Annotated in this window: 22 protein-coding genes; 9 read left to right on the plus strand and 13 right to left on the minus strand. The window is 52.6% G+C overall.

The window, feature by feature from the left end; all coding sequences use genetic code 11:
- Nucleotides 1-2 precede the first annotated feature (2 nt).
- From BUF15_RS07245 to BUF15_RS07260, 4 genes are all read right to left on the minus strand, one after another.
- Nucleotides 3-392 carry an OsmC family protein gene (locus BUF15_RS07245; RefSeq protein WP_073612796.1) on the minus strand — a complete coding sequence of 130 codons (390 nt, stop codon included), beginning with the start codon at nt 390-392 and terminating at the stop codon, nt 3-5.
- A gap of 70 nt (nt 393-462) precedes the next feature.
- Nucleotides 463-1,641: a M20 metallopeptidase family protein gene (locus BUF15_RS07250; protein ID WP_073612797.1), complete on the minus strand. Its 1,179-nt coding sequence runs from the start codon at nt 1,639-1,641 to the stop codon at nt 463-465.
- Nucleotides 1,642-1,661: 20 nt separating this feature from the next.
- On the minus strand, nt 1,662-2,852 hold the full coding sequence (locus tag BUF15_RS07255; RefSeq protein WP_073612798.1) for a vWA domain-containing protein: 1,191 nt from the start codon (nt 2,850-2,852) through the stop codon (nt 1,662-1,664).
- 9 nt (nt 2,853-2,861) lie between these two features.
- Nucleotides 2,862-3,707, minus strand: coding sequence for an AAA family ATPase (locus BUF15_RS07260; RefSeq protein WP_073612799.1), 846 nt, complete (start codon nt 3,705-3,707; stop codon nt 2,862-2,864).
- A 363-nt stretch (nt 3,708-4,070) separates the two neighbouring features.
- Between BUF15_RS07260 and BUF15_RS07265 the strand changes: the two genes are divergently transcribed.
- From BUF15_RS07265 to BUF15_RS07305, 9 genes are all read left to right on the plus strand, one after another.
- Nucleotides 4,071-4,433: a PilZ domain-containing protein gene (locus tag BUF15_RS07265; protein WP_073612800.1), complete on the plus strand. Its 363-nt coding sequence runs from the start codon at nt 4,071-4,073 to the stop codon at nt 4,431-4,433.
- An 8-nt stretch (nt 4,434-4,441) separates the two neighbouring features.
- The gene (locus BUF15_RS07270; protein WP_073612801.1) at nt 4,442-5,647 is read left to right on the plus strand and encodes an EAL and HDOD domain-containing protein; all 1,206 of its coding nucleotides are present in this window, start codon (nt 4,442-4,444) and stop codon (nt 5,645-5,647) included.
- A gap of 393 nt (nt 5,648-6,040) precedes the next feature.
- Nucleotides 6,041-7,690: a fatty acid--CoA ligase gene (locus tag BUF15_RS07275; RefSeq protein WP_073612802.1), complete on the plus strand. Its 1,650-nt coding sequence runs from the start codon at nt 6,041-6,043 to the stop codon at nt 7,688-7,690.
- 232 nt (nt 7,691-7,922) lie between these two features.
- Complete coding sequence (locus tag BUF15_RS07280) at nt 7,923-8,567, plus strand: GntR family transcriptional regulator (RefSeq protein WP_073612803.1); 645 nt, start codon at nt 7,923-7,925, stop codon at nt 8,565-8,567.
- Between the two features lie 81 nt (nt 8,568-8,648).
- Nucleotides 8,649-10,079, plus strand: coding sequence for an ATP-grasp domain-containing protein (locus BUF15_RS07285; protein ID WP_084553667.1), 1,431 nt, complete (start codon nt 8,649-8,651; stop codon nt 10,077-10,079).
- Nucleotides 10,076-11,662 carry a KamA family radical SAM protein gene (locus tag BUF15_RS07290; RefSeq protein ID WP_234981131.1) on the plus strand — a complete coding sequence of 529 codons (1,587 nt, stop codon included), beginning with the start codon at nt 10,076-10,078 and terminating at the stop codon, nt 11,660-11,662. Before BUF15_RS07285 ends, BUF15_RS07290 begins: the two co-directional genes overlap by 4 nt.
- A gap of 2 nt (nt 11,663-11,664) precedes the next feature.
- Complete coding sequence (locus BUF15_RS07295) at nt 11,665-12,843, plus strand: M20 family metallopeptidase (RefSeq protein ID WP_073612805.1); 1,179 nt, start codon at nt 11,665-11,667, stop codon at nt 12,841-12,843.
- Nucleotides 12,844-12,928: 85 nt separating this feature from the next.
- Entirely contained in the window at nt 12,929-13,510 is a 582-nt protein-coding gene (locus tag BUF15_RS07300; RefSeq protein WP_073612806.1) for an isochorismatase family protein, read from the plus strand.
- Nucleotides 13,507-14,844 carry a nicotinate phosphoribosyltransferase gene (locus BUF15_RS07305; protein WP_073612807.1) on the plus strand — a complete coding sequence of 446 codons (1,338 nt, stop codon included), beginning with the start codon at nt 13,507-13,509 and terminating at the stop codon, nt 14,842-14,844. The genes BUF15_RS07300 and BUF15_RS07305 overlap by 4 nt, the downstream gene beginning before the upstream one ends.
- A gap of 52 nt (nt 14,845-14,896) precedes the next feature.
- Here the strand turns inward: BUF15_RS07305 and BUF15_RS07310 are convergent, their stop codons facing one another.
- The 9 genes from BUF15_RS07310 to BUF15_RS07350 all read right to left on the minus strand — a co-directional run bounded on the left by BUF15_RS07310 (nt 14,897) and on the right by BUF15_RS07350 (nt 24,812).
- On the minus strand, nt 14,897-15,655 hold the full coding sequence (locus BUF15_RS07310) for a carbonic anhydrase (protein ID WP_073612808.1): 759 nt from the start codon (nt 15,653-15,655) through the stop codon (nt 14,897-14,899).
- Between the two features lie 418 nt (nt 15,656-16,073).
- Nucleotides 16,074-16,994, minus strand: coding sequence for an electron transfer flavoprotein subunit alpha/FixB family protein (locus BUF15_RS07315; protein WP_073612809.1), 921 nt, complete (start codon nt 16,992-16,994; stop codon nt 16,074-16,076).
- A gap of 9 nt (nt 16,995-17,003) precedes the next feature.
- Nucleotides 17,004-17,774 carry an electron transfer flavoprotein subunit beta/FixA family protein gene (locus BUF15_RS07320; protein ID WP_073612875.1) on the minus strand — a complete coding sequence of 257 codons (771 nt, stop codon included), beginning with the start codon at nt 17,772-17,774 and terminating at the stop codon, nt 17,004-17,006.
- A gap of 46 nt (nt 17,775-17,820) precedes the next feature.
- Nucleotides 17,821-19,806 carry a heterodisulfide reductase-related iron-sulfur binding cluster gene (locus BUF15_RS07325; protein WP_073612876.1) on the minus strand — a complete coding sequence of 662 codons (1,986 nt, stop codon included), beginning with the start codon at nt 19,804-19,806 and terminating at the stop codon, nt 17,821-17,823.
- 190 nt (nt 19,807-19,996) lie between these two features.
- Nucleotides 19,997-21,142 carry an acyl-CoA dehydrogenase gene (locus BUF15_RS07330; protein ID WP_073612877.1) on the minus strand — a complete coding sequence of 382 codons (1,146 nt, stop codon included), beginning with the start codon at nt 21,140-21,142 and terminating at the stop codon, nt 19,997-19,999.
- An 87-nt stretch (nt 21,143-21,229) separates the two neighbouring features.
- Nucleotides 21,230-21,679: a PaaI family thioesterase gene (locus BUF15_RS07335; RefSeq protein ID WP_073612810.1), complete on the minus strand. Its 450-nt coding sequence runs from the start codon at nt 21,677-21,679 to the stop codon at nt 21,230-21,232.
- A 36-nt stretch (nt 21,680-21,715) separates the two neighbouring features.
- Complete coding sequence (locus BUF15_RS07340) at nt 21,716-22,564, minus strand: 3-hydroxybutyryl-CoA dehydrogenase (RefSeq protein ID WP_073612878.1); 849 nt, start codon at nt 22,562-22,564, stop codon at nt 21,716-21,718.
- Between the two features lie 90 nt (nt 22,565-22,654).
- Nucleotides 22,655-23,947 carry a thiolase family protein gene (locus tag BUF15_RS07345; protein ID WP_073612811.1) on the minus strand — a complete coding sequence of 431 codons (1,293 nt, stop codon included), beginning with the start codon at nt 23,945-23,947 and terminating at the stop codon, nt 22,655-22,657.
- A 73-nt stretch (nt 23,948-24,020) separates the two neighbouring features.
- Nucleotides 24,021-24,812, minus strand: coding sequence for an enoyl-CoA hydratase/isomerase family protein (locus BUF15_RS07350; RefSeq protein ID WP_073612812.1), 792 nt, complete (start codon nt 24,810-24,812; stop codon nt 24,021-24,023).

The following is a 24,812-nucleotide window of genomic DNA, read 5'->3' on the forward strand; positions in this document are numbered from 1 at the left end:
AATCAGCCGAGTGTAATCTCGAACTCCGGCGGGTTCAGAATATGCTGTTTCACCACGCACTGATCCATGGCTTTTACAATTGCCCCACGATATTTCTCAGGGAAACCCTCCGGCAAAATCAGCTCCACTTCCATCTTTGGATAGCGCTTCTGCTCCTTGTCCCACTCATACTTCAGGCTGAGCCGCATACCGGTGGTGTCAATCTCCCGGGTACGACAGAACTTCACAGCAAAAAAACCCGCACAGGTGGCAATGGAGCTGGCAAAGAGAACAAAGGGTGATGGTGCCGAATTGTCGCCACCCGACTTTTCTGGCTGATCGGTGGGAATAACGAACTCACCAACACTGGCTTCAACTTTCAAATTTCCGGGAAACGAGACCTGTATTTCCATGATATCTCCTTGAACGATAATCTGTAGGACTATTGCGGGCGATTGCGTTTTTTGTTATAGGGACGGCATCTTAGCGGATTGCGTAATTTCTCGCAATCTCACAATGCAGCCTGATGGCTGTGGGAATCACCGCATCGTTGAAATCAAAGCGGGGGTGGTGGAGTGACGGCAGCGCACCCCCATCCGGTTGCATGCCCAGCCAGAAAAAGGCGCCCGGTACCTGCTGCAGGTAAAAGGCAAAATCTTCGGCGCCCATGGAAGGCGGATAACTGCCATCAATCTGTTCAGAATCCATAAACTGTGCAGCAACGCCACGAACAAAGGCTACCTCATCAACACTATTTTCCAGAAGCGGATAGCCGCCGTAATAGCTGATCTCGGCACTGCCGCCATGGGCCGCCGCAGTATTCTCCACCAGCTCACGCAGACGGGTTTCAAGAAGTGTTCGGGTCTCATTTGAGAGCGCCCGCAAAGTACCCTCAAGGGTGACAACCTCAGGAATCACGTTGGGGGCAGTGCTACCGGTAAATTTGGGGATAGAGATAAGCGCGGGTTCGACCGGACTCACATTTCTCGCCACAATCGACTGGACCGCGCAGACGATCTGGCTGCCGATCAAAACAGGGTCGATTCCCCGGTGCGGCGAAGCGGCGTGGCAACCCCGGCCATGAATGGTGATAGTAAAGTAGCGGCTCGCCGCCATTATCGCACCACTCCTGATGCCAATGGTGCCCAAAGGCAGGGCGGTGGTGCCGTGGAGCCCAAAGATCGCATTGACCACTGGGCTTTCCAGCACCTCCTCTTCAAGCATCACTTTTGCACCGCCATGATTTTCTTCGGCCGGCTGAAAGATAAATGTCACCGGGCCTGCCAGCTCTTCCTCTATTTTCCCGAGTACCAGCGCAGCCCCGACAAGGGCGGCAGTATGACCATCGTGACCGCAGGCATGCATCAGACCCGGTTTTTTTGAAGCATACTCAAAGCTGTTCTTCTCCTCCATCTTCAGACAATCCATATCAGCGCGCAGTGCAACGCAGGGCCCATCTTTCTCGGTACCTATGGTGGCAACAACCCCAGTCCCAGCTACGCCTTCGCGAATGGCAATGCCGGGAATACGCTCGAGTTTTGCCACCACCTTGGCCGCGGTCTCGACCTCTTCAAAGGCCGGCTCCGGATAACTATGCAGCTCCCGGCGCAGGTCGATTATTTCATGGGTGATATCCTCTATCAGCTGTTCAATACTTTTCATGGTTTTTCTACCTGTATTACCTAATGGTGCATAAGATGCCGTACACCCTGCTCAAGCCCTTCCAGGGACAATTCAAACATCGGGAAGATGTTGGCAATAACATTTATGGTCTGGGTATATCGCCATTCCCGCGCGGGAATCGGGTTCAACCAGATCGCATGCGGAAATGTCGTTGCCAGCAACCGCAATCGCTCTACACTCGGACTCCCGCTCCGCTCAAAGGCATAGATCGAGCCATCTGCCGACATCAGTTCATAGGGGGCCATCGAGGCATCGCCGACAATGATGAGGCGGGTATCGTGATCGCGCCGGGTGAAGGTTTCAAGCTGAACCGGCTGCTTGCGGCGGGTGGGATCAAGCCACATTGCGTCATAGATGGTGTTGTGGAAGTAGTAGGTCTTCACATCTTTGAACTGTGCCCTGGCGTACGTAAAAAGAGTCTGGACGATCTCCACATAGGGCTCCATCGACCAACCACCGTTATCAATAGCCAGGATAACTTTCAGCCTATCGACGATGGCGCGGTCAAAGACCATCTCAATCTCACCCCCATTTTTCACGGTGCGATAGATGGTCTCATCGACATTGAGCCGATCCTTGGCCCCCTGTGGTACCAGATGACGCAGCCGTTTCAAGGCTTCGCCAATAGTGTGTTTTGTCAACGGCCCATCGGTGGCATAATCACGGTAGCGACGCTCGCCCGCAACCTTCAGCGCCGACTTGTTTCGAGATTCGCCCCCCACCCTCAACCCGCCAGGATGATAACCCGAATGGCCCACCGGCGACGTGCCACCGGTGCCGATCCATTTCGAGCCCCCATCGTGCCGGCCCTCCTGGTCTCTCAGCCGCTGTTTAAAATATTCGAGCAGTTCCTCCGGCGACATCCCGCCAAGCTTTTTCTCATCAACCCCTAAGGCCTCTGCCAACTCTTTTGGGTTCTTCAACCACTCCTGCAACAACCCTGAAGCAAGAAGGCTAAACTCCTCATCATCTGGAATCTGCAGCTCGGCGCCTTCAAAGTTGTGAGAGAAAACCCGGTCGTAGAGATCGAAATACTTCTCGCTTTTGACAAGAATCGTCCGCGCCGCCGTATAGAGATCATCCACCGAGTTGACCAGGCCGGCCTCCATGGCGCGGTGAAAGCGAAGAAAAGCGGTCGGGCTCACCGGAATACCGACCTCACGCAGGGTATAAAAGAATTGGATGAACACCTGTTCCCCCTAGCGAAAGAAACGCTTTTTCAACACCATATTTGTCGCCTGCCCATAATCGCTGCTTTTCTTGAACAGTACACCCAGGTAGGGAATTTCTTTTGTCAGCTTTTCACCTTGAGAAAAGTCGGGATCGACCTGCAAGGCTCGCAGCCAGTTGATCAGCTCGCGAGTGGCCGGTTTTTTCTCGATAGTATCAATGGACCTCAAGTCATAGAAGGCCTGGATGGCATTGTCAGCCAGGCGGCTGTTCAGGTCCGGGAAATGGGCATGGAGGATTTTCCGCATCATTTTCGGCTCGGGAAAAGCAATATGATGAAAGTTGCAGCGGCCAAGGAAAGGGTCGGAGAGATCTTTCTTCGCGTTGGAGGTGATAATGACCACCGGCCGGTGCTTTGCCCGCACCACTTCGTCGGTTTCCATGATGTCGAACTGCATCTGATCAAGCACGTCGAGCATGTCATCCTGGAACTCGGTCTCGGCTTTATCGATCTCATCGATCAAGAGCACGCAACGAGAGTCAGCCGTAAAGGCCTGGCCAATCTTCCCCATCTTGATATATTCGCTGATATTACTGACATTTCTGCTCGAATCGCCGAAACGACTGTCATTTAAACGAGTCAGGGTATCATACTGGTAGAGCGCCTCAATAAGCTTCATGCTCGATTTAACGTTTAAGATGATGAGTTTCATCTCAAGCGAATTCGCAATAGCATGGGCCAGCATGGTCTTTCCGGTACCCGGCTCACCTTTTAACAATAGGGGCATCTCAAGCGCTATGGAGATATTGACGATCTTTGCCAGCTCCTCATCGAGCACATAATTCTTCGCACCGCTGAAACGGTTAAGTTCCATTATTCACCTCATTTGACGACGCTTCGCGTCGGTTACTCCATCAGGTTTGACATCAGCATGAATAGATGCAATGCCGAAAATATCCTTATATTGTGGTTGTGCAGGATACCCAACCGGCAGCAGCCTGACAATAATAAATCCTGCACACCCCAGATCATGCAGGCTTTCAAAATCTCTTTACACAGCCAGATAAATACCGGTAATGACATTTGCGTTTCTGCTACGGATATCCTATTCTTTCAACATAACTCTGGAGACTCAACCAACGGCAGTTCCCTTTGAAGATGAGCGTTGTAAAGAACTGTACATGCACCGTTACCACTACACCATTATCAGAAACACCATAATGAACAGGTAGGCCATATGGCAGACGCAGGAATCACCGGCTCAAAACGTTCCGCCCTTCGTTTTGCAGGCTATGATCGACCGATGACTTTTCGAACCGACTACGATGACGGTACAGCACAACTGGTCAATATCTCCACCAGTGGTTGTGCCATTCATCGGGCAACTCCGGAACTGGAAGTCGAGCAAAAGATACTCCTCACCTTTGAACTCGACAGGCCATCCAATCCACTCAATATCCGGGCAGTGGTCATTCGTATCGATGGCGGCAATATCGCGCTGCAATTTCAGCATATTGATGAAAACATAAAACGTCGGATAGTTCGTTTTTTTGCCAAAGAAACCAGACGGCAGAAGAGCGAGCTTAAATCGACATCCTGAAAAAACGTATGGATTTTTTTATTGCCCGCCAGCCTATTTTCAATGCCCACAGGAAACTCTACGCCTACGAACTGCTCTATCGCGGCACCCAAGATGCAACGATTGAAAATATCAACGGTGAACGAGCAACCAGCAGTTTGATATCGAGTGCCTTTTTGACCGAGGGTTTAGAGGTTATCTCCGGCACCAGGCCCTGCTTTATCAACTTTACCGAGGATCTGCTTTTAAAAAAGATCCCGCTCTCGATTCCGAAGAACAAGATCGTCGTCGAGATTCTTGAAGACGTGCGGCCGACCAAAGAGATCGTCGAGGCCTGCAAGCAACTGGTCAATCAGGGCTACACCCTGGCTCTCGACGACTTCGTCTACCACAAAAGTCTTGAGCCGCTCATAGAACTCGCCGAAATTATCAAAATCGACTTCCGCCTCACTCCGGTGGATACCATCCACAAGACCTTGTACCGTCTTCGCCGCTTTAACCTCAAACTGCTTGCCGAGAAGGTGGAGACCATAGAGGAGTTCAGCCACGCCATCAAGCTGGGCTTTACCTATTTCCAGGGATATTTCTTCAGCCGGCCGGAAAATATCCGCATTAAAGAACTGACCGCTGCCAAGATCAACATGTTCCGGCTATTGGCGGAGGTCAGCCTGAAGAGCACTACCCTGGAAAAACTCCACAAGATCATCTCTGTTGATATTTCAATCAGCTACAAACTGCTCCGTTTTTTGAATTCCGCCTACTTCTACCGTCTGGAAAAGGTCAAGACGGTCAAGCATGCCATCGCCTACCTTGGTGAACGGGAACTGCGTCGCTTTATCCTCCTGGTACTAATTTCGGAGCTGTCGAGTGACAAGCCTGACGAACTTGTGCGGATGGCTCTGGTCCGGGCCAAATTCTGTGAACTTTTGGGGGAGGCCTCGAGCTTTTCCTATGATTCCTCTGAACTTTTTTTGCTCGGAATGTTTTCTTTTATCGATGTCATGCTGGACAGCCCCATGACCCAGATCATGGAAAAACTCCCTGTCTCTCCACTGGTAAAGAGCGCACTCAACGATCAATCAGGCGACTATGCGGTGTTTCTCGACATTATGCGCTTTTACGAACGAAAACAGATTCTGCAGCTCGACATGGCATTCAGAGAGATCGGCGTAGACGACAGTCAGGTGCCTGAGCTCTACCTCAAGTCGCTCAAATATGCCAACGGCCTGTTCTAACCTGACCGGCACCACCAATATTTACGTTTACGAATACGTAATATTGGCCAATATACCCTAACTCATCCAAAATGCTGCCAACTTTCTTCCGCTCTGGATATCTTCACAAATAAAGGCAGTATCTCAGTGCATCAAAAAATATTACTTTTACAGATATTAATGAGCAATATACCCCCTCAATAAGTTTATTGATCAACAACACATAGCGAGAACATACTACTGCATCGAACCTGAATATTTTCAGCCTACGTCTTCCGCTTACGTAAAACATGTTGTCTCAAAGCAGCACTTCTGCTACAATTCTGTCACAATTGTAAGGGCACTCTATCAGGACAATGTATCGAGAGGTTCAGCTGTAAACACTAACCGCGGAATGGCTCCAGGAGACTCCACATGACCAACGAGATATATCAGCCCGGCGAAAGTTATAACTATCCATTAATCATCAAGAAACTCCTTAAATCCGCTATCACTTACGCTCCGGACCAGGAAATCGTTTACCGGGACAAGCTGCGCTACAGCTATCTCGACCTGGAAAACCGCATCCACCGTCTCGCCTCAGGCTTAAAAGAAGCAGGTATCAAACAGGGCGACACCGTTGCAGTCTTTGATTATGACAGCAACCGGTTTCTTGAGTGTTTTTTTGCCATTCCGATGATGGGCGCAGTGATGCAGATGGTGAACTGGCGCCTCTCAGCCCAGCAGCTGGTCTACACCATCAACCATGCCGAGGCCAAACTCATCATCATCAACTCCGATTTTCTACCGATTCTGGAAAACATCAGGGAACATCTGCCAGATGTAAAAAAGATTATCGTCATAGCGGAAAACCCATCCTATCCCGAGAGTCCCGTCGAGATCTATAGCGACTATGATGAGATGCTGAAAAGCTCTTCACCGCAGTTCGACTTTCCCGACCTTGATGAAAATACCAAGGCCACGACCTTCTATACCACCGGCACCACTGGCGACCCTAAGGGGGTCCATTTCACCCACCGCCAGCTTGTGCTCCACACGCTATCCCTTACCATTGCCCTTGGTTCCTATGACACCATTGGCAACTTCCGGTCCAGTGATGTGTATATGCCACTGACCCCGATGTTTCATGTACACGCCTGGGGTATTCCCTATGTCGCCACCCTACTGGGCGCCAAACAGGTCTATCCCGGCAAATATGAGCCACCCATGCTGGTCAAGTTGATTGCTACAGAGAAGGTCACTGCCTCACACTGCGTGCCGACGGTACTGCAGATGATCGTTGGCAGCCCAGCAGCAAAAGAGCTTGATCTCTCCAACTGGAAGGTCATCATCGGTGGTTCGAAGCTCTCAGCCGGCCTGGCTACGGCAGCCAACAGTATGGGCATCACCGTCTATACCGGTTACGGCATGTCTGAAACCTGTCCGGTTATCAGTCTCTCAACCCCAAAAACTACCATGATGGGTAAACTGACCGATGATGAGATGCTGAATATCGTCGTGAAGACCGGCCTGCCCATTCCGCTGGTGGAGTTCGAGGTGGTTGATGTTGACGGTAACCCGCAACCCCACGATGGCAAGTCTGTAGGCGAAGTAGTTTTCCGGGCGCCCTGGCTTACCAGTGATTATTTCAAGGCTCCCCACAAATCGCTGGAACTGTGGCGAAACGGCTGGCTGCACAGCGGCGACGTGGGTCATATCGACGCCAATGGCTATCTGCAAGTCACTGACAGAATCAAGGATGTGATCAAGACCGGAGGAGAATGGATATCATCACTCGATCTTGAAAACTGCATCTCTAAACATCCAGCGGTACTTGAATCGGCCGCCATCGGTGTACCCGACGACAAATGGGGCGAACGCCCACTGTTGTTAGTCACATTGAAACCCGAGCTGACCGATCATGTCGACGAAAATGGTCTGAGACAGTTTATGCTCGATGCCGCTGCTCAGGGTCATCTACCCAAATATGGGGTGCCCGACAAGATCATGATTATTGATGAATTGCCCAAGACAAGCGTTGGCAAACTGAACAAACGGATGATGCGCACGGTCTATCTCCCCTAACCCGAATTTGGTCATTCTGACCCGGCTGTTGCCAAGTCTGGATGACCAAAAGAAGCACCCCACCCTTCCCCCGACGCTCTCTGCAGTTCGAGCGCCGGGGGATCTTTCTTCTTTGTGCTTTTTTTTTCAACAGCAGCTCACTTTTTTCTTGTCTCACTTCTCCAATTACGATATCAAGTGTCTATTGTCGACAATCGACAACGTGTCTCATTTTTGAACAAGGTTGAATGGTATGGCAATTGTCAAAAGCACCTATAAAGATCAGGTCGTTGAATATGTGTATAACCTGGTCCTGGATGGCGTTCTCAGCCCAGGCGACCAGATCAAGGAAAGTCTGCTCGCCGTGGAAATGGGCATCAGCCGCGCCCCCATCCGGGAAGCGCTCAAGGAGCTGATGACCAACGGTATCATCGAATATCGCCCCCAGGTCGGCAACTTCATCACCCAGCTCTCCCAAAAGGAAATTGTCGACGCCTATATCACCCGCGGTATTCTTGAAGGCTATGCGGTTGCATCAGGCTTTGAGCAGTTCACTGACCTGGAAATCTCCAAACTTGAGGAGATGACACGGCTGATGACCGCCAGCGCCGAAGCGGGAAACCGGAAAGAGGTTGTGCAGGTTGGTGATGATTTTCACACTCTTTTGATCAGCAAATGCGACAATATGCAGCTTATCGACTACACCCGGCGATTAAGCCAAAAGCTCCACATCCTCTTCTACAAATTCTGGAGCAGGCTTTACAGCGCCGAGGAGGTGGGTGATCGTCATCTCCGTATCATAAAAAGCATCAAGAGCGGTAATCGGGTTGAAATCGAGCAGAGCATCCGTGCTCACTACCAGGAGACCGGATCAAAGATTGCCCAGGACTATACCTGACAGGATATACGGCCAACAAGCCTCTACGGTTTCGCATCAGCGAATGCCATTATTGCACAACCTCCAATTCCGGAGAGCATCATGGAAACAGTGAGTGACGAGGTACTTTTTTCAAATTTCACCTACAACCCGGACTGCTATTATTTCCTCTATGTCGGTGATCTGAAGAATTACAGCCTCAACCATTTCGTCAAAGAGACACTTGAACGGCGTCTGAACAAGAACAACGTCCGTTTCATCGCCATCGTGCCGGATGTCTGTATCCAGTACAACTACCAGAACGTCATGGTCATCAATCCGGTGGCAACTGAAGACATGATTAAGAATCATACCTTCAGCGGTATGAAATCGCCGCCCCGAACCAGCTGCCGACTGAAGTCTTCCACCTTCATGAATGCAGTTTCCACCAGTCCCGCTGTCCGCCAGCTGATCGACACCATTCTGGAAAACCAGAACCGGCTCTATGTCAATCTTTATGAGAGCGTAGTAGAGATGACCCTTGACGATATCGACCGCGTTTCGGTCCTCGGCCCCGACAAGGACATCGCCAAGCAATACAACAACAAGGTATTCCAACATCAGGTGTTAAAAGATATCGTCCCGCTCATCGAGGGCTTTTCCTGTAAAGGTCGTAAAGAACTCCTGGAGCACACGGCATCTCTCTGGGACGTCTGGCCCGACGGGGTATTTGTCAGTGCCGCCTACTCCGCCGGGGGAGCCAACTCCTCTATCACCCGCTCCCAGGAAGAAGTGGAGGAACGCTTTGTCGACCAGGATTCGGAATACCTTGTCACCCGCTATATTCCCCACAGCCTCGACCCCACCGTTCTGGCAGTTGTGGCCAACGAGAACGAGGTGTATATCGCCGGAATCGCCGATCAGGTGATTGTGGACGGTAATCGTTTTATCGGCTCGACCTTCCCCTCCGTCACCACTCCCGAACAGCAGAGCCAGCTCAGGGACTACACCACTGCTGTGGGGCAGGTGCTCGGTAAAGCCGGGTATCGCGGGATTTTCGGCTGCGATTACCTTGTTGACCTTGAGGGAAACATACACTTCCTCGAAATCAATGCACGTAAGCAGGGTACTACCCTTGAGTTCTGCTTCACCCTCGAGCAGAGTCTGCCTGAAGGCGCACCGATGCTGCCGGAGCTTGAATATTACGCGGTCACCGAAAACCGTTTTCCTCCCCATGCCCTGGAGATGACCGCCAATCTCCATAACATTCACTGGGGAACCTACAATTACAAGATTACTTCACCCAAAATCACCAAAGGCTACATCCCGCAGAACCCGTACGAGCGAGAGACCTTTAAAAAGATCGCCAAGAAGGAACTGATCAAGGATTTCGTTATCCTCGAGCATCTTGGTACCAACTTTCTGGTTGCTCCAGGAACCTTTCTGGCCCGCGTCGTTTCGGTGGCCCGAAACAGAGAGGATGTTGCCGAAGGATTATGCCAAGGGGTTGGATTCATACAGTTCACCATCGACGAGGCGCCGATCGAACAATGATACATGAGAACAATAAACCGGATACCGCCATGGAACCACTCGACAGCTATACCGAAGAACTCCTGAACAAGCTTACTGCACCAGCCAACACAACCCGAAAGCCAACCCCAGAGGAGCTTTTGCAGGTAGAGCAGCTGGTGAAAGCGACAGAAGAGACAAACCTCACAAACCCAATTATTCAGTTGTTCGCTCATTTGCTTGAATTGAAGGACACTGGCTGTTCCCCGCAGGATTTCAATATCGAGCTGGCCCAGCTTACCCATCTTGCCAAGAGACATCAGGAAATCGACGAGCATATGGTCTCGGTGGGCGGCCGACTCACCCAGGCCCTGCCTATCGCCGGAAAAGCCAACAGCCGGGTGGCGGAATATCTGGCAAAGAAGGATACGGAAGCCCCAAGCGGCATCGAACTCTGGGAGCAAATTGAAGAGAACACCCGCCGTATCAAGCGTGGGTTGAAAATGAGTGATGAGGAGTGGAACTCCTTTCACGGCCAGCTCCGGCATGCAGTGGATTCGGTCGAGACCCTGGCCCAGCTGATCGATTTGCCAGCGGATGTACTCAACTCAATTGCCCGGGTAACCAAAACATACCGGATGCGGCTCACTCCCTACTACACCAGCCTCATCATGCCCGGGGTGCTGAACGATCCGATCATGCTGCAGTCGGTGCCCACCGGCGAGATGATCGACAACGCCGGTATTGAGATCCCGCCGGTGGCGGCGGATCATTCCCCGGCCCGGCTGATCGATCAGTTTTACCCTCGCGTGTTGACCATCAAGGCGACCAATATGTGTGCGATGTACTGCACCCACTGTCTGCGGTTGGCCCATATTGGCCGAAAGGACAAGATATACTCAAAAGAGGCCTATAACGAGGCGCTCGATTATATCAGGAACAATCCCCAAGTGCGCGACGTGTTGATCACCGGCGGTGATGCTTTTCTGCTGCCGAATTCCCATCTCGAGTGGCTGCTGGGCGAACTCGATTCAATCGATCATATAAAGACCAAAAGGCTCGGCACCCGTATTCCGGTAACCGCACCGATGCGTGTGGACAATGAGCTGCTCGATATCCTCGAGACCAGTAACGATAAGAAACCGGTACGGGTGGTAACCCAGATCAACACCGCCCAGGAGATCACCCCGGTCTCCCTTGGCTCCTTCCGGCAGCTGTCCAAACGTACCTTCACCGTGCTCAACCAGGCAGTACTGCTCAAAGGCATCAACGACACCCGGGTCAAGATGTGGAAGCTTTGCGAAACCGTTCATGAAGCTTATGTGCGACCCTATTATCTTTTTAACTGCAGCTACCGCAACCCGCAGTTCAAGCATTTTCGTGTACCCCTGGAAGTGGGTCGCGACCTGGTTGAATCGATGTACGGCAATATTGTAGGCGACGCCATTCCCCGCTATATCGCCACTGCCGGCGGCAAGATCCCTCTGCATCGCTCAAACGTGGTGAGCCATGAGAACGGTGACATCATCCTTCGAAAACCTTGGTCAGGTGAGGAAGTGCGCTATCCAGACGCTGATCCGGAGGTATATTCACAAGAAGAGTTCGCCTTCAAACTACCAAAATAATCATGCAGAATCCATTTGCCGATTATCTTTCTGCTCATGAGGAGGACCAGTTCCGTTTCCTGCGCGAACTGGTCCTCACCCAGAGCTACAGCCGGAACAAGACCGGGGTCGATCAGGTCGGAAAACTGATCGATCATGAACTTGCCACCCTACCAATGAGCTGCACCCGTTTTGACCAGATCGAACTCGGCGATCATCTGCTCTTTCGCTCACCCGCGTGCGATACACATACTCGTCAAGTCCTTCTCACCGGGCACATGGACACGGTGTTTCCACCGGAATCAGGCTTTGACTGGTATCGGGAGGAAGAAGACCGGGTCTTCGGGCCGGGGGTTATCGATATGAAAGGCGGTCTTGCGGTTGCAATCTTCGCCCTGAAGGCGCTGCATCATGTCGGGCTGCTGAATGAAATCCCTATCGCCCTTATCTGCAACAGCGATGAAGAAATCGGCTCCCCCACCTCCACCGAGCTGATCACCCGAGAGGCGGAAAAGAGCTATTTCGGTATGGTCTTTGAGTGCGGTGGCCTGCAGGGTGAGGTCGTTACGGGCAGGAAAGGAAAAACAGGCTACCTGCTCGACATCACCGGCCGTCCCGGCCATGCCGCCTTTGCCGGAAGTGGTAAGGCCAGTGCCATCCTGGAATTGGCACATAAGGTGATCGCCATTGAACAGATGAATGATCCCGCCAGGCAGCTGGTGGTCAATGTCGGCACCGTGGTGGGCGGCATCGGCCCAAACACCGTGCCGGAGTTTGCTTCAGCCCAGATCGATATCCGCTATATTACCAAGGCAGATGGGAGAGACTGCGACACGCAACTGCAACACATTGCCGCACTCAACCGGATCCCCGACACCTCGGCTGTCCTCACCATAGCGTCCAGCCGCAAGCCCATGGAACAGAGCGAGAGCAACACCAGACTGTTCACCTGGGTCCGGCATGAGGCGGAGCGGCTGGGTCTCGCACTCATTCCTGAACTGCGGAGCGGTGTCTCCGACGCCAATACCATCGCGTCGGCAGGTACACCGGTACTCGACGGCCTTGGCCCCATCGGCGAATACGACCACAGCAGCGATGAATATATGATCAAAAAAAGTCTGCCGGAGCGCACCCTGCTGGCCGCTACAGCCATTGCCGCCTGCTGGGAAAGATGTCGAGACCAAGAAGGCCAAGCCCTCTGAAACACAATTGGACAATTGACACATTCCCACCTGCACAATAGAGTGTCGAGCAAACGATTTCTTACCTTTCTCAACCGGTGCAACCATGCGAACAGCACTTCAACCAGACGACGCTCTGCTTGTTGTCGACATGCAGAACGACTTTCTCCCCGGTGGCAGCCTGGCCGTTCCCGACTCGGCCGCGATCATTCCTCAGGTGAACAGCTGCATTGAGCGTTTCACTGCCAATGGACTGCCTGTTTTTGCCAGCCGCGACTTCCATCCGACAGACCATATCTCGTTTGTCGCTAACGGTGGACAATGGCCTCCCCATTGCGTTGCCGGCACCTGGGGTGCAGAGTTTCATCCTGATCTGCGTCTGCCGGATTCGGTCATCATCATCTCCAAAGGCACAGATGCCGGGCGTGAAGCCTATTCAGCCCTTGATGCAACACCGCTTTCAGAAGTACTCGAGGAAAAGGCTATTGAGCGGCTTTTTGTCTGCGGCCTCGCCACCGATTACTGCGTTTTGGCGTCGGCCAAAGATCTTCTGGATGCAGGATATTTGGTAACCCTCATCACAGATAGTATGCGGGCCGTCAATGTCCATGAAGGTGACGGCGACCGGGCATTACAGTCACTTATCGAACTGGGCGCATCTACTACCACTTGCAACGAGCTGCCATGAGACATTCCCTTTCCCCACTCCTCACCGATTTCTACCAGCTCACCATGATGCAGGCCTACCATGACAGCGACATGCATGAAGAAGCGGTTTTCGAGCTTTTTTTTCGGAAGCTGCCGCCAGAGCGTGATTACCTCGTCGCCTGCGGCCTGGAGCAAGTTCTCGAATACCTGGAGAACCTCAGGTTTTCCGAAGACGATATCGACTTTCTTCGCCGGGACGGTCGTTTTCACGAACGCTTTCTCAACACCCTCGTCGACTTTCGCTTCACCGGCGACGTCCATGCCATGCCGGAGGGAACCATATTCTTCCCCGACGAGCCGGTCATCCGGATCACCGCGCCCCTGGCTCAAGCTCAGCTGGTAGAGACCCGGATCATCAACATCCTCATGTTCCAGACCATGATCGCTTCCAAGGCCGCACGGATAAAACAGGTGATGCCGGACAAGATTCTGGTCGATTACGGGCTTCGTCGCGCTCATGGCGCTGAAGCAGGCATTATGGCAGCCCGGGCAAGTTATGTGGCGGGCTTTAATGGTACCGCCACGGTTCTTGCCGGCAAACTTTTCGATATCCCGATATTTGGCACCATGGCCCACTCTTTCATTCAGGCCCATGACTCAGAGCACGACGCTTTTCTCCATTTCGGTATGAGCCATCCGCAAAACACCATCCTTCTACTCGACACCTATGATACCGAAAAAGGTGCCATGAAAGTTATCGAAATGGCAGAAGAATTCAAAAAACACAATATCACGGTCCGCGGTGTACGACTCGACAGCGGTGACATGATCGAACTGTCACGCCGGGTTCGAAAAATTCTTGATGATGGGGGGATGAAAGACACCCTGATATTTGCCAGCGGTAATCTCGACGAGTATTCACTGGAGTCGTTTCATCGGCAGAACGCTCCGGTGGACGGATTCGGCATCGGCACGAAAATGACCACCTCGGCCGATGTCCCCTATTTTGATTGCGCCTATAAAATGGTTGAATATAAAGGTCTTGGCCGTCGTAAGTTCTCCAAGGGCAAATCAACCTGGCCAGGGAGAAAGCAGGTATTCAGGCACTTCAGAAATGATGGTATTATGAGTGATGACTCCCTGGCATTGGAGAATGAACAACTTTCCGGCACCCCGCTGCTGCACCAGCATATGCGAAGCGGCAGCCGCATCGAGCCTCCTTCCGGACTTGCCGGTACCAGAGAGTATTTTCTTCACCAGCTGACAACGCTGCCGTCTTTTGACAGAGAAAAGATTTATGCTGTCAAACCTTCACCAGCACTGCAGACTTTTGCCGACAGCGTCACCGAAAGAATGCAACGAAATAATCGGTAACCAACAACACCGACATCCTGCAGATGGGAATCGGTGTTGCAGATAGAGCAAACTACTCCAGAATCATTCTGGCATTTGTCGGCTGAACCGGCCGGTTGTTGGCCATGCCCATCACTTTCTGGAACTGGCCAATCTGATCGGCGGTAAGCTTTGCTGATTCCTTCAGCACCAGCCAGGTCACTCCTTCAGTACAGGGCGGGGTAGTAAGCGAGCCGTTGAACCGGTAATAATCCCTGGAGCCGGGCAGAAAGCCCTCAACTGTTCCCACCCCAGCAAGAGGCTTTTTCTCTCCGGCCGCACCTGGCATTTCTTGCCAGGTCGCCGCTATAGCACTATTTACCGGACCATCCTCATACATCACCGCCACCACGGCAAGCTGGCCTTTCGCATCCGCATGGACCAGATGTCCCTCCATGGGATAGAATTTGCCATCAATGACATTCTCGCTCGGGCTATGAAAATGGATCTGCTTTAACTCATACTTACGACCTTCCACTTCGAGTGAGCTGCCTGGAGCAAAGTTGACCTGGATGGCATGGCCGTTATTCAACACCTCAATGGCCTCGGTTGCATACTGCATGGCTAACGGTTCAAGCTCTGCCTCGATAAATGAGGTCAGGTTGACCGGCGACTGATTTTTTCCCGTGCCACACATGCTGAAGTCCGGGCTGAGCTGCCCCCAGTGCTCGGGGCCGTTATCACCGGAATAACCCCAGTGCACGCCCTCACTTCCCGACGCATGTGCCGAAACAGCGACACAACCAGTGATAATAAGAGCTGCCGCTGCCTTGAAAATTGGACCTTTTTTCATGCCTTGCCTCCCTTTATTTCATCGCTTGACCTCGGTTACAACCCCTCACCTCAAAATACTCCACTTTTATGTTATAATAGTTTTGCGTCAGATAGACCAGTCTGTTTCACCCACAAACGCTGTATAAGCGTTAACATTCCCGGAAAAGCAACCAGTTCTGTTTCTGTACAGTGTAAAGATAGTAAAGAACAACAACCATTCCACAGATCTTGAAAATGGAACGAACCATTTGTCGAATAACGGCTTTCCCCATTAGCGGTTACACCTTTTACCTGATAGGCAGGGGATTGATGACCTAGAAGACTTCTAACAAAACGGTATTCTCTACTTCATATCGCGAATAAAAAAAATCGGTCGACCGGAAAATCCAGGCGACCGATTAAGGATGATCAGATCGTATTTTTGGAAGCCGCAGCCTTTACAATGCCATAATTTTATCCGTCAATACCGGCAACAACTGCTTCAGGTCGGCCACGGCAAAGACATCAGCCACCTCACCGATAGGGGCATCACGATCGGTATTGATCGCCACCACGAATTCCGATTTCTTCATCCCGGCCAGGTGCTGCACAGCTCCGGAAATGCCGCAAGCTACATAGAGTTTGGGTGAGACGGTCAACCCGGTAGTGCCGACCTGACGGTTATGAGTCACCCATTCAGCGTCCACCACCGGACGACTGGCTCCGTATTCCCCTTTCAGAGCCTTAGCCAATCCTTCAACCATAACGATGTTCTCGGGCTTGCCGACCCCACGCCCAGCACTGATAATTACCTCAGCCCGGGTCAGATCAACACCGCCCAGCTTTGCTTCTTCATAACCCAGCAAAGTGGCCATTCCTTCATAGTCCCCAACCACCGGCACCACGTTGGGTATACCATCCGGTAAATTATCGAGACTAAAAGCTCCTGCCTGAATCGTCACCACAGTCAGTAAACCTTTGCCGGTAAGCGTTCTGCGCAATTTGCCGTTGCAGGCCGGTACAATGAATTTTCCATCCTCGACAGCGATCACTTCTGAAATCTGCGCAGCCTTCTCCCGCACAGCGATACGCGGCGCCAGATCCCAACCGTAGGAACTATGGCAGAAGACCACCATATCCGGTTTTTCCTGGGCAATGGCATCTAAAAGCAGAGATTTATGGGCCTCCGGGTTGTACTCATCATATCTTGACACCTCGGCAACATAGAGCGTACCCTGAAATCTCGGTAACGCCACAGTACTGTCGGCGACAATAAACATGGAACTCTCAGCGCCAAGAATCCCGGAAAAAGCCATCAATTCGGCATAACTTTCCTGGACCTTTCCCTGCCGGTATTCTGCGACCAATAACGCTTTCATCTTCCCCTCCTATGCCAGCACGCTGGTCTTTTCTTTCAGAATTGCAATCAGCCTGTCAGCAATTGAGTCCGGTTCTCCTTCGAGAAAAAGTCCGCCTACCCGTTTTTCCGGCAGGGCCATCTTGACTGTTTTCTGCATGCTATCCGTCGACTGCAACATCTTCGCCTCAATGGTCAAAAGCTCTTTTTTCTTCGCCTTCATGATATTTGGAAGAGTTGGATAGCGAGGGGTATTGAGGCCCAGCTGACAGGTCACCAGCACCGGCAGAGCGGCCTTCACTTTGGCCTTGACGCCACCTTCGAGTTCTCGCTGAACGACGACCGAACCGTTGTCATAGGTGTAGTCGACAATGGTGGTGATCGCCGCCATATCCAGCAACTCAGCCAGCATCACTCCAACCTGACCGCTGCCCCTGTCTTGGGATTGCATACCGGTAAAGATAATATCAAACCCCTTATCCCGGGCAAACTCTGCGATCATAGCGGCAATCTGATAGGGGTCTTTCATGTAGCTGTGGCTGTCGGCAATATGCACGCCACGGTCGCAGCCCATGGCCAGCGCCTTTTTCATGGTCTCCTTCACCTGATCGGACCCGATACACAGCACGGTTACATCGCCGCCAGCCTGCTCTTTCTGGCGCACCGCCTGCTCAACCGCATATTCGTCATACTCATTCATCCGCCAGGCAAGATCGCCGCGATCGTACCAGACGCCATCAGCATCGATTCGAAATTTGGATTCCATATCCGGAACCTGTTTTATGCAAACCAGAAGTTTCATATTTTCCTCCGAGAAAAGAAGTCGCAAAAACTGGCAAAAATCAACCTCAGGCCACCAGCCGCTCAACCAGTATTTCTGTGATGTCCCGAGGTCGTAATATCTCCTCAACCCCGGCACCCTTCACGCCATCCTCAAACATAGTCAGACAAAACGGACAGTTGGAAAGCAGGAGTCCGGCACCGGTCTCTACGGCCATCTCTACCCGCTTGACATTGATCCTCGTTCCAAGTTTTTCTTCAGCAAGAATTCTGCCGCCACCGGCGCTGCAACAGAAGGCCTGGTCACCATGTTTTTCCATCTCGACAATCTCACCGCCGGCCGCCTCGATAAGGCTTCGCGGCGCGTCGTAAATATCGTTATGTCGCCCCATGTAACATGAATCGTGGTAGGTACAGGTAAATTGCTCTTCCCTGATTGGAAGACGTCCCTGGGCCACCAGCCGATCAAGAAAGACCGCATGCGGCTCCACCTCAACCTCAAACCCCAGATCGCGATAATCTTTTGCCAAGGTATTGAAACAGTGAGGACAGGCAGTCACGATTTTCTTGATGCCATAGCCCTTGATTGTCTCGATGTTTTCCATGGCCATGGTCTGATAGAGATATTCGTTTCCCATTTTGCGAGCCGGCTCTCCACAGCATTTTTCTTCTTTTCCGAGGATTCCGACCTTTATGCCAGCAGCGTGGCAGAGAGTAATAAAGTCTTTCGCCACCGTCCGATTCCGTTTGTCAAAGCTTGCATAGCAACCGACGAAAAACAGGACTTCGACTTCGCAATCGTCGGCAAGAGTCGAAATACCCAGACCTTCCGCCCAGTCACCACGTCCCGCATACCCCATGCCCAGTGGATTGCCGTTGACCTCAATCTGCTCCATGGCGGTCATAACTTCCTCGCCGGGGAACTCGCCTTCCATGAGCACCAGATTGCGTCGCAGCTCTATAATCTTGTTCACATGTTCTATGGCAGCCGGACAGATATCCTGACAAGCCCGGCAGGTGGTGCAGGACCAGATGGCATCGCGACCGACCGCATCGATTACATCCGCCCCGGGATCGGTGCGGGCCAGTTCACCCAGTTGATTGACCACCTGCATGGGAGAGAGCGGCTTGTCGGTACTATACGCCGGGCAACGGTCCTGACAGCGTTTGCATGAGGTGCAGGCATCGGTATCAAAAATGTCCTTCCATGAAAAATCGGTCATCTGACGGGCGCCGAAACTTTCGGTATCTTCATTTTCCAGATCAACGGTCGTCAGTTTACCGGTCGGCCCCCGGTCCGCGAGAAAGTAGTTGGCACTGGTAGTCAGGATATGCCGGAACTTGGTGAAAGGAATGATGGCGATAAAGAGCATGGCCAGTACCAGATGAAACCACCAAAGCCCCCGGTGCAACACAAGCACAGTTGCTCCACCCAGAGAATCAAGACCATTGGCAACCAGCATGCCCACCGGGGACCAGTAGGAAAGTTCTGTTCCGAGTTCGGTGACAGCCATCCGTGCCCCCTCAATCAGAAAACCGGTGACGAGAATGGCAAGCAGCAAACCGTGCATGACGATATCGTCGCTACCGGTTTCAAGCCCTTTGGGCCGTACCAGCCAGCGTCGTATCATGAGCCCCAGCAACATAACGATGGTAGCAAGTCCTGCAAAATCCAGAACAATACTGAAAACCTTGTAAGGCGCGCCTTTCAGGAATACGATATCGAAGAGCAGATCGGTAAAATCGGCCTGGATCACAATCAGACCTGTGCCAATAACAAGCAGGAGAAAACCCCAGAAAAAAACGGCATGGGCGACGCCAGGCCCGGTTACCCGCAGCACCCGGCTTTGCAGTACCATATTTTTCATCATCATGGCCATGCGCGCCATCGGCTCATCGGTACGATTCAGCGGTTTACCGTTCCGGTACACCTTCACCCGCTGCAACATCCCATAAACCAGCAGGCCCAAGGCTGCCAGCGCCAGCAGATACATGGGCGCAAGCGTTGCGATACCATGACCCACATTCCAATATATTTCGCGGGTAGATTCCATTTCACCCTCCATGGAATTTTGTTGGTTTACGAGAGCCGCCGTTTTCATCAGCTCATTCTGACGCAGATGCAGTTGAGGGGAACAGGCAGGAGAATACCCATTCCCCTCAACAGCCCGGATCGAAATGCAACGCAGGTGCCGCACCTGTGTCCAAACTTCCGGGCAAAGAAGGGACAGGGAGTAGCCCTTCCTACCGCATCATATTGCTACCTATAACTACCCGCTGGATCTCGCTGGTGCCTTCGTAAATTTCCGTGATCTTGGCATCACGCATCATCCGTTCCACTGGAAATTCGCGGGTATAGCCATAGCCACCATGGAGTTGAACCGCCTGGGTGGTTACCTTCATCGCCGTCTCACTGGCAAAGAGCTTGGCCATGGCCGACTCCTGACTATAGGACAAGCCAGCGCTGGCACGGTACGCGGCGTTATAGACCAGCAATCGGGCTGCTTCAACCTGGGTTGCCATATCGGCCAACTGGAACTGCACACCTTGAAAAGCGGTGAGCGGTTTGTTGAATTGCTCACGGTCAGTCACATATTTTTTCGTGGCATCGAGCGCACCCTGGGCAATACCAAGTGCCTGTGAGGCAATACCGATCCGACCGCCGTCAAGCGTCTTCATGGCCACCTTGAACCCCTTGCCTTCTTCACCCAGCAGATTCCCTTTTGGGATTCGGCAGTTCTCGAACACCAGTTCAAGTGTTGGTGACGAACGGATGCCCATTTTTTTCTCTTTCTTACCAAAGGAAAATCCAGGCGTACCTTTCTCGACAATAAATGCGCTGATGCCGTGATGCTTCTCGGCGTTCTTGTCGGTCCTGGCAAAAACCACATAAATATCTGCTTCGCCGGCGTTAGTGATAAAGATCTTGCTACCGTTCAATATCCACTCGTCGCCATCCAGCACTGCATAGGTCTTGGTACCGCCTGCGTCGGAGCCAGCGGAAGGTTCAGTGAGTCCAAAAGCACCCATGGCCTCGCCTGTGGCGAGCGGGGTCAGGAATTTTTTCTTCTGCTCTTCGCTGCCGAAAAGGTAGATCGGATTCGAGCCGAGCGAGAGGTGAGCCGAAAGGGTCACACCGGTAGAAGCACAGACTCGTGACAATTCTTCAACTGCGATGGCATAGCTGAGATAATCTGCACCGGCACCGCCATATTCCTCAGGAAAGACAATACCGGTCAACCCCAGCTCACCAAGACGGCCGAACATCAGGTCACGATCAAATTTCTCACTCTCATCACGTTCATCGGCAGTGGGTGCAACCTCGGTCTCGGCAAAGCTTCGTACCATCTCGCGGATCAGGTTCTGTTCTTCAGTCAGCTGGAAATTCATGATGGTGTTCCCCTTCAGTTGGTAGTTATTGTCGGGCCGGATAGATATCTCGGCCATTGTTATTTTTCAATTACCGCAACGGCTGCCTCATTTCGAGGCAGGCATCTGAACCATAATCGCCAAGCCCTTGGCAGTAATCGTCTCTCCCGCCATCAGCCACAGATCAACCGTCACCTTACGCCCTTTGATCTCGACCGCTTTGCCGCGAATCTCCAGTTCAATTCCTGTCGGGGTAGGTTTCAGGTAGTCGACCTTCAGCGAAGCGGTGACAAACCGGGAGAGAGGCTCCCCGCTCTCCTGCGCCTTGGCAGCCGCCGCAGTTCCCGCGCCGTGGCAATCGAGCAATGAGGCAATCATGCCGCCGTAGAGAAAACCGGGAAAGCCACCGGTGTAATACAATTTCGGTGTATGACGACAGACACTCTCCGCGCCGTCCCAGTAACTTTTCAGCTGCAGACCGTGCTCGTTGTTGCGGCCACAACCGAAACAGTGCGCATAATCATCCGGATACTGATCCTGAAACGCCTGGTTGTCCATGGTTTGCTCTCCAGAATTATGTTGAGTTCTAGCCTCTTAATAGCTGTAAAAGCCCCTTCCCGTCTTACGCCCCAGCCACCCAGCCTCCACATACTGCCTGAGCAAAGGGCATGGTCGATATTTTGGGTCGCCCAGCCCCTGATGCAGGGTATTGAGTATGGCGAGACAGGTATCGAGGCCTATCAAATCGGCAAGGGCCAGGGGGCCCATGGGATGATTCATGCCAAGCTTCATGACACTGTCGATCGCATCCCTATTACCAACTCCCTGATAGAGGCAAAAAATCGCCTCATTGATCATCGGCAACAGAATCCGGTTGGCAAGAAAGCCTGGATAATCGCGGGCCTCAGCCGGGGTTTTGCCCATTTTCTCAACCAACTGGATGGTGATATCATAGGTTTCATCAGTAGTGGGCAAGGCACGGATCACTTCCACCAGCTTCATCACCGGCACCGGGTTCATAAAGTGCATACCGATGACCTTCTCCGGTCTTCTGGTCCGGGAAGCGATACGGCCAATGGGGATAGACGAGGTGTTGGAAGCGAGAATCGCCCGCCCAGGACAGATCTCATCGAGCTGAGCGAAGATCTTGAATTTGATCTCTTCGTTCTCAGAGGCTGCCTCCACCACAAAATCAGCCGCCTGCATGGAGAGCAGGTTGGTGGATGGAGTTATGCGACTTAAAATAGCCTTTTTTTCCTCAAGGCTCATCTTGCCTTTATCGACCCCGCGCTGCAGGTTCGCGGAAATGGCAACCAACCCGCGATCGACAAACTCCTGAGAAATGTCATGTAAAATGACAGACAGTCCACTTGTGGCCGCGACCTGTGCTATACCGCCACCCATCTGACCAGCACCGATTACACCAAAGGTTTTTACATTCATTTTTTTTTGCCCCAAAAGATGAGAGAGCACCGGCAAAGCGGCCTCATCGTGGCCCGCCAGCCATACCGGTGCTGTTCTACTGATCAGCAATTACCCTCTGTTACTGACCACCATGGCCATACCCATACCGCCGCCGATGCACATGCTGATAACACCGGTACCGCGATTGTCGCGCTGCATCTGGTTGATGGTCGTCACCATCTGGCGTGCCCCGGTGCAGCCCACAGGATGCCCCATGGAGATGGCGGAACCGAGCTGGTTAGGCTTCTCGACATCGATGCCCAGTTCAAGCATGCAGCCGATCGCCTGGGAGGCAAAGGCCTCATTCAGCTCGATCAGCTCAAGATCTGAGACGGTCATCTTCGCCTGCTTCAGTGCCCGCTTCACCGCAGGAACCGGGCCAAGACCCATATAGGCCGGATCGAGACCACCAGAAGCAAAACTCTCGATGGTAACCAGCGGTTTCAGGCCGAGGTCTTTTGCCTTTTCCTCGCTCATCAAGAGTACCGCGGCCGCACCATCATTGATGCCAGAAGCATTGCCCGCCGTCACCGTGCCATCTTTCGCGAAAACGGGCCGCAATTTGCCGAGTTTTTCCATGCTGGTGACCATCGGCCGCTCATCACGGTCAACTACGGTCTCACCTTTTCTGGTCCTGATCTTCACCGGAACGATCTCATCGGCGAAATAACCTTTCTCTATACCGGTCATGGCGCGAGCATGACTGAGACAGGCCAGCTTATCCTGGTCCTCCCGACTGATATTGTAGAGTTTCGCGATATTCTCGGCTGTAACCCCCATGTGATAACCATAAAAGATTTCATAAAGTGCATCGTAGACCATGAGGTCGTGTACCTCACCAACACCGGTCAGCTCCATGCGATAGCCCCAGCGCCCTTTCATCAGCGCCATGGGCACCTGACTCATGTTCTCCTGCCCACCGGCCAACACCACCTCGGCCTGACCAGTCATGATCGACTGGGCGCCAAGGGCGATGGCCTTGAGGCCCGATCCGCACACCTTGTTCAGGGAAAAAGCCGGAGTTTCTTTGTTGATTCCCGCCCTGATCATCGCCTGCCGGGCCGGGTTCTGCCCCTGACCAGACTGCAGGACATTACCCATGATCACTTCGTCGATGGCCACCTCGGCCAGGCCCGCATCCCAGGTAGAATATTCGGTCTCGAGGGCGATAGGCTGCTGATCGGAAAGTCTGCCAGGCACAGTGTCGGCAGAATCTGCCCCGTACACCGGCCGTAATCCGGCCTTCTGCAGGGTCTCCCGCAACACGGTCGCACCAAGATCAACCACAGAAACATCTTGTAAGGCCCCGCCAAATGCTCCGACAGCTGTCCGACATCCGCTTACAATCACTACCCTGTTCATATGCGTTTCTCCTCTTTGAATATGTGGTCGTGCTCTTCACACTTGACTCTTCACACCTGACGCCTCACACTCCTCACGCTTGCCGTCCCCCGTTAAAAACAGCCTTCCTTTTCTCGAGAAACGCGGTGGTTCCTTCCTGAGCGTCCGAACTGGCCAGACAGAGAGCGAAACCATCCCGCTCGATGGCCAGCCCTGTTTTCAGATCACAGTTGAGGCCCTGACGAACCGCCTCTTTTGCCGTCTGCAGAGATGCACGGCCCTTCCGGGCAATGTTGCGCGCTACTTCATACACCCCGGCCATAAGCTGATCCGCAGGCAGGCAGGTGTTAACCAAACCAATGGCCTTGGCCTCAGCGGCGCTGAGAAATTTGCCGGTAAAAATCAACTCACGAGCCAGATTCGCGCCGATAAGGCGTGGCAGGCGCTGGGTTCCGCCAAAACCGGGAATAATGCCGAGCGAGATCTCAGGCAGTCCGAAGGTTGCTGTCTCTGAGGCATAAATAAAGTCGCAGGCCAGAGCCATCTCACAGCCACCGCCAAGGGCATAGCCGTTTACCGCGGCAATAACCGGAATAGGCAGCTGCTGCAACTGGTCGATCACTGCCTGACCGAACTGGGCAAAATGACGGGCTGCAAGCGGGGTGAGATGCTGAATTTCCTTAATGTCCGCCCCGGCGACAAAGGCCTTGTCGCCTGCTCCGGTCAGGACCAGCACCCGAATCTCCTCATCAGCCGCGATAGTCTGCAATGCTGAAGAAAGTTCCCGCAGCAGCGCTCCGTTCAGGGCATTCATCGCCTTTGGCCGGTCAAACGTCAGGGTTGCCAGACCATTGTCAACCGTCAATACAATACATTCGTAGCTCAC

Origin of the sequence: Desulfopila aestuarii DSM 18488 (genome assembly GCF_900143695.1) — a bacterium.
GTDB classification, from domain to species: domain Bacteria; phylum Desulfobacterota; class Desulfobulbia; order Desulfobulbales; family Desulfocapsaceae; genus Desulfopila; species Desulfopila aestuarii.

What these genes read in the sequence shown, in the direction of transcription:
- BUF15_RS07245 (WP_073612796.1), bottom strand. Translation starts at nt 392, where the DNA reads ATGGAAATACAGGTCTCGTTTCCCGGAAATTTGAAAGTTGAAGCCAGT.
- BUF15_RS07250 (WP_073612797.1), bottom strand. Translation starts at nt 1,641, where the DNA reads ATGAAAAGTATTGAACAGCTGATAGAGGATATCACCCATGAAATAATC.
- BUF15_RS07260 (WP_073612799.1), bottom strand. Translation starts at nt 3,707, where the DNA reads ATGGAACTTAACCGTTTCAGCGGTGCGAAGAATTATGTGCTCGATGAG.
- BUF15_RS07265 (WP_073612800.1), top strand. Translation starts at nt 4,071, where the DNA reads ATGGCAGACGCAGGAATCACCGGCTCAAAACGTTCCGCCCTTCGTTTT.
- BUF15_RS07270 (WP_073612801.1), top strand. Translation starts at nt 4,442, where the DNA reads ATGGATTTTTTTATTGCCCGCCAGCCTATTTTCAATGCCCACAGGAAA.
- BUF15_RS07275 (WP_073612802.1), top strand. Translation starts at nt 6,041, where the DNA reads ATGACCAACGAGATATATCAGCCCGGCGAAAGTTATAACTATCCATTA.
- BUF15_RS07280 (WP_073612803.1), top strand. Translation starts at nt 7,923, where the DNA reads ATGGCAATTGTCAAAAGCACCTATAAAGATCAGGTCGTTGAATATGTG.
- BUF15_RS07285 (WP_084553667.1), top strand. Translation starts at nt 8,649, where the DNA reads ATGGAAACAGTGAGTGACGAGGTACTTTTTTCAAATTTCACCTACAAC.
- BUF15_RS07290 (WP_234981131.1), top strand. Translation starts at nt 10,076, where the DNA reads ATGATACATGAGAACAATAAACCGGATACCGCCATGGAACCACTCGAC.
- BUF15_RS07295 (WP_073612805.1), top strand. Translation starts at nt 11,665, where the DNA reads ATGCAGAATCCATTTGCCGATTATCTTTCTGCTCATGAGGAGGACCAG.
- BUF15_RS07300 (WP_073612806.1), top strand. Translation starts at nt 12,929, where the DNA reads ATGCGAACAGCACTTCAACCAGACGACGCTCTGCTTGTTGTCGACATG.
- BUF15_RS07305 (WP_073612807.1), top strand. Translation starts at nt 13,507, where the DNA reads ATGAGACATTCCCTTTCCCCACTCCTCACCGATTTCTACCAGCTCACC.
- BUF15_RS07310 (WP_073612808.1), bottom strand. Translation starts at nt 15,655, where the DNA reads ATGAAAAAAGGTCCAATTTTCAAGGCAGCGGCAGCTCTTATTATCACT.
- BUF15_RS07315 (WP_073612809.1), bottom strand. Translation starts at nt 16,994, where the DNA reads ATGAAAGCGTTATTGGTCGCAGAATACCGGCAGGGAAAGGTCCAGGAA.
- BUF15_RS07320 (WP_073612875.1), bottom strand. Translation starts at nt 17,774, where the DNA reads ATGAAACTTCTGGTTTGCATAAAACAGGTTCCGGATATGGAATCCAAA.
- BUF15_RS07325 (WP_073612876.1), bottom strand. Translation starts at nt 19,806, where the DNA reads ATGGAATCTACCCGCGAAATATATTGGAATGTGGGTCATGGTATCGCA.
- BUF15_RS07330 (WP_073612877.1), bottom strand. Translation starts at nt 21,142, where the DNA reads ATGAATTTCCAGCTGACTGAAGAACAGAACCTGATCCGCGAGATGGTA.
- BUF15_RS07335 (WP_073612810.1), bottom strand. Translation starts at nt 21,679, where the DNA reads ATGGACAACCAGGCGTTTCAGGATCAGTATCCGGATGATTATGCGCAC.
- BUF15_RS07340 (WP_073612878.1), bottom strand. Translation starts at nt 22,564, where the DNA reads ATGAATGTAAAAACCTTTGGTGTAATCGGTGCTGGTCAGATGGGTGGC.
- BUF15_RS07345 (WP_073612811.1), bottom strand. Translation starts at nt 23,947, where the DNA reads ATGAACAGGGTAGTGATTGTAAGCGGATGTCGGACAGCTGTCGGAGCA.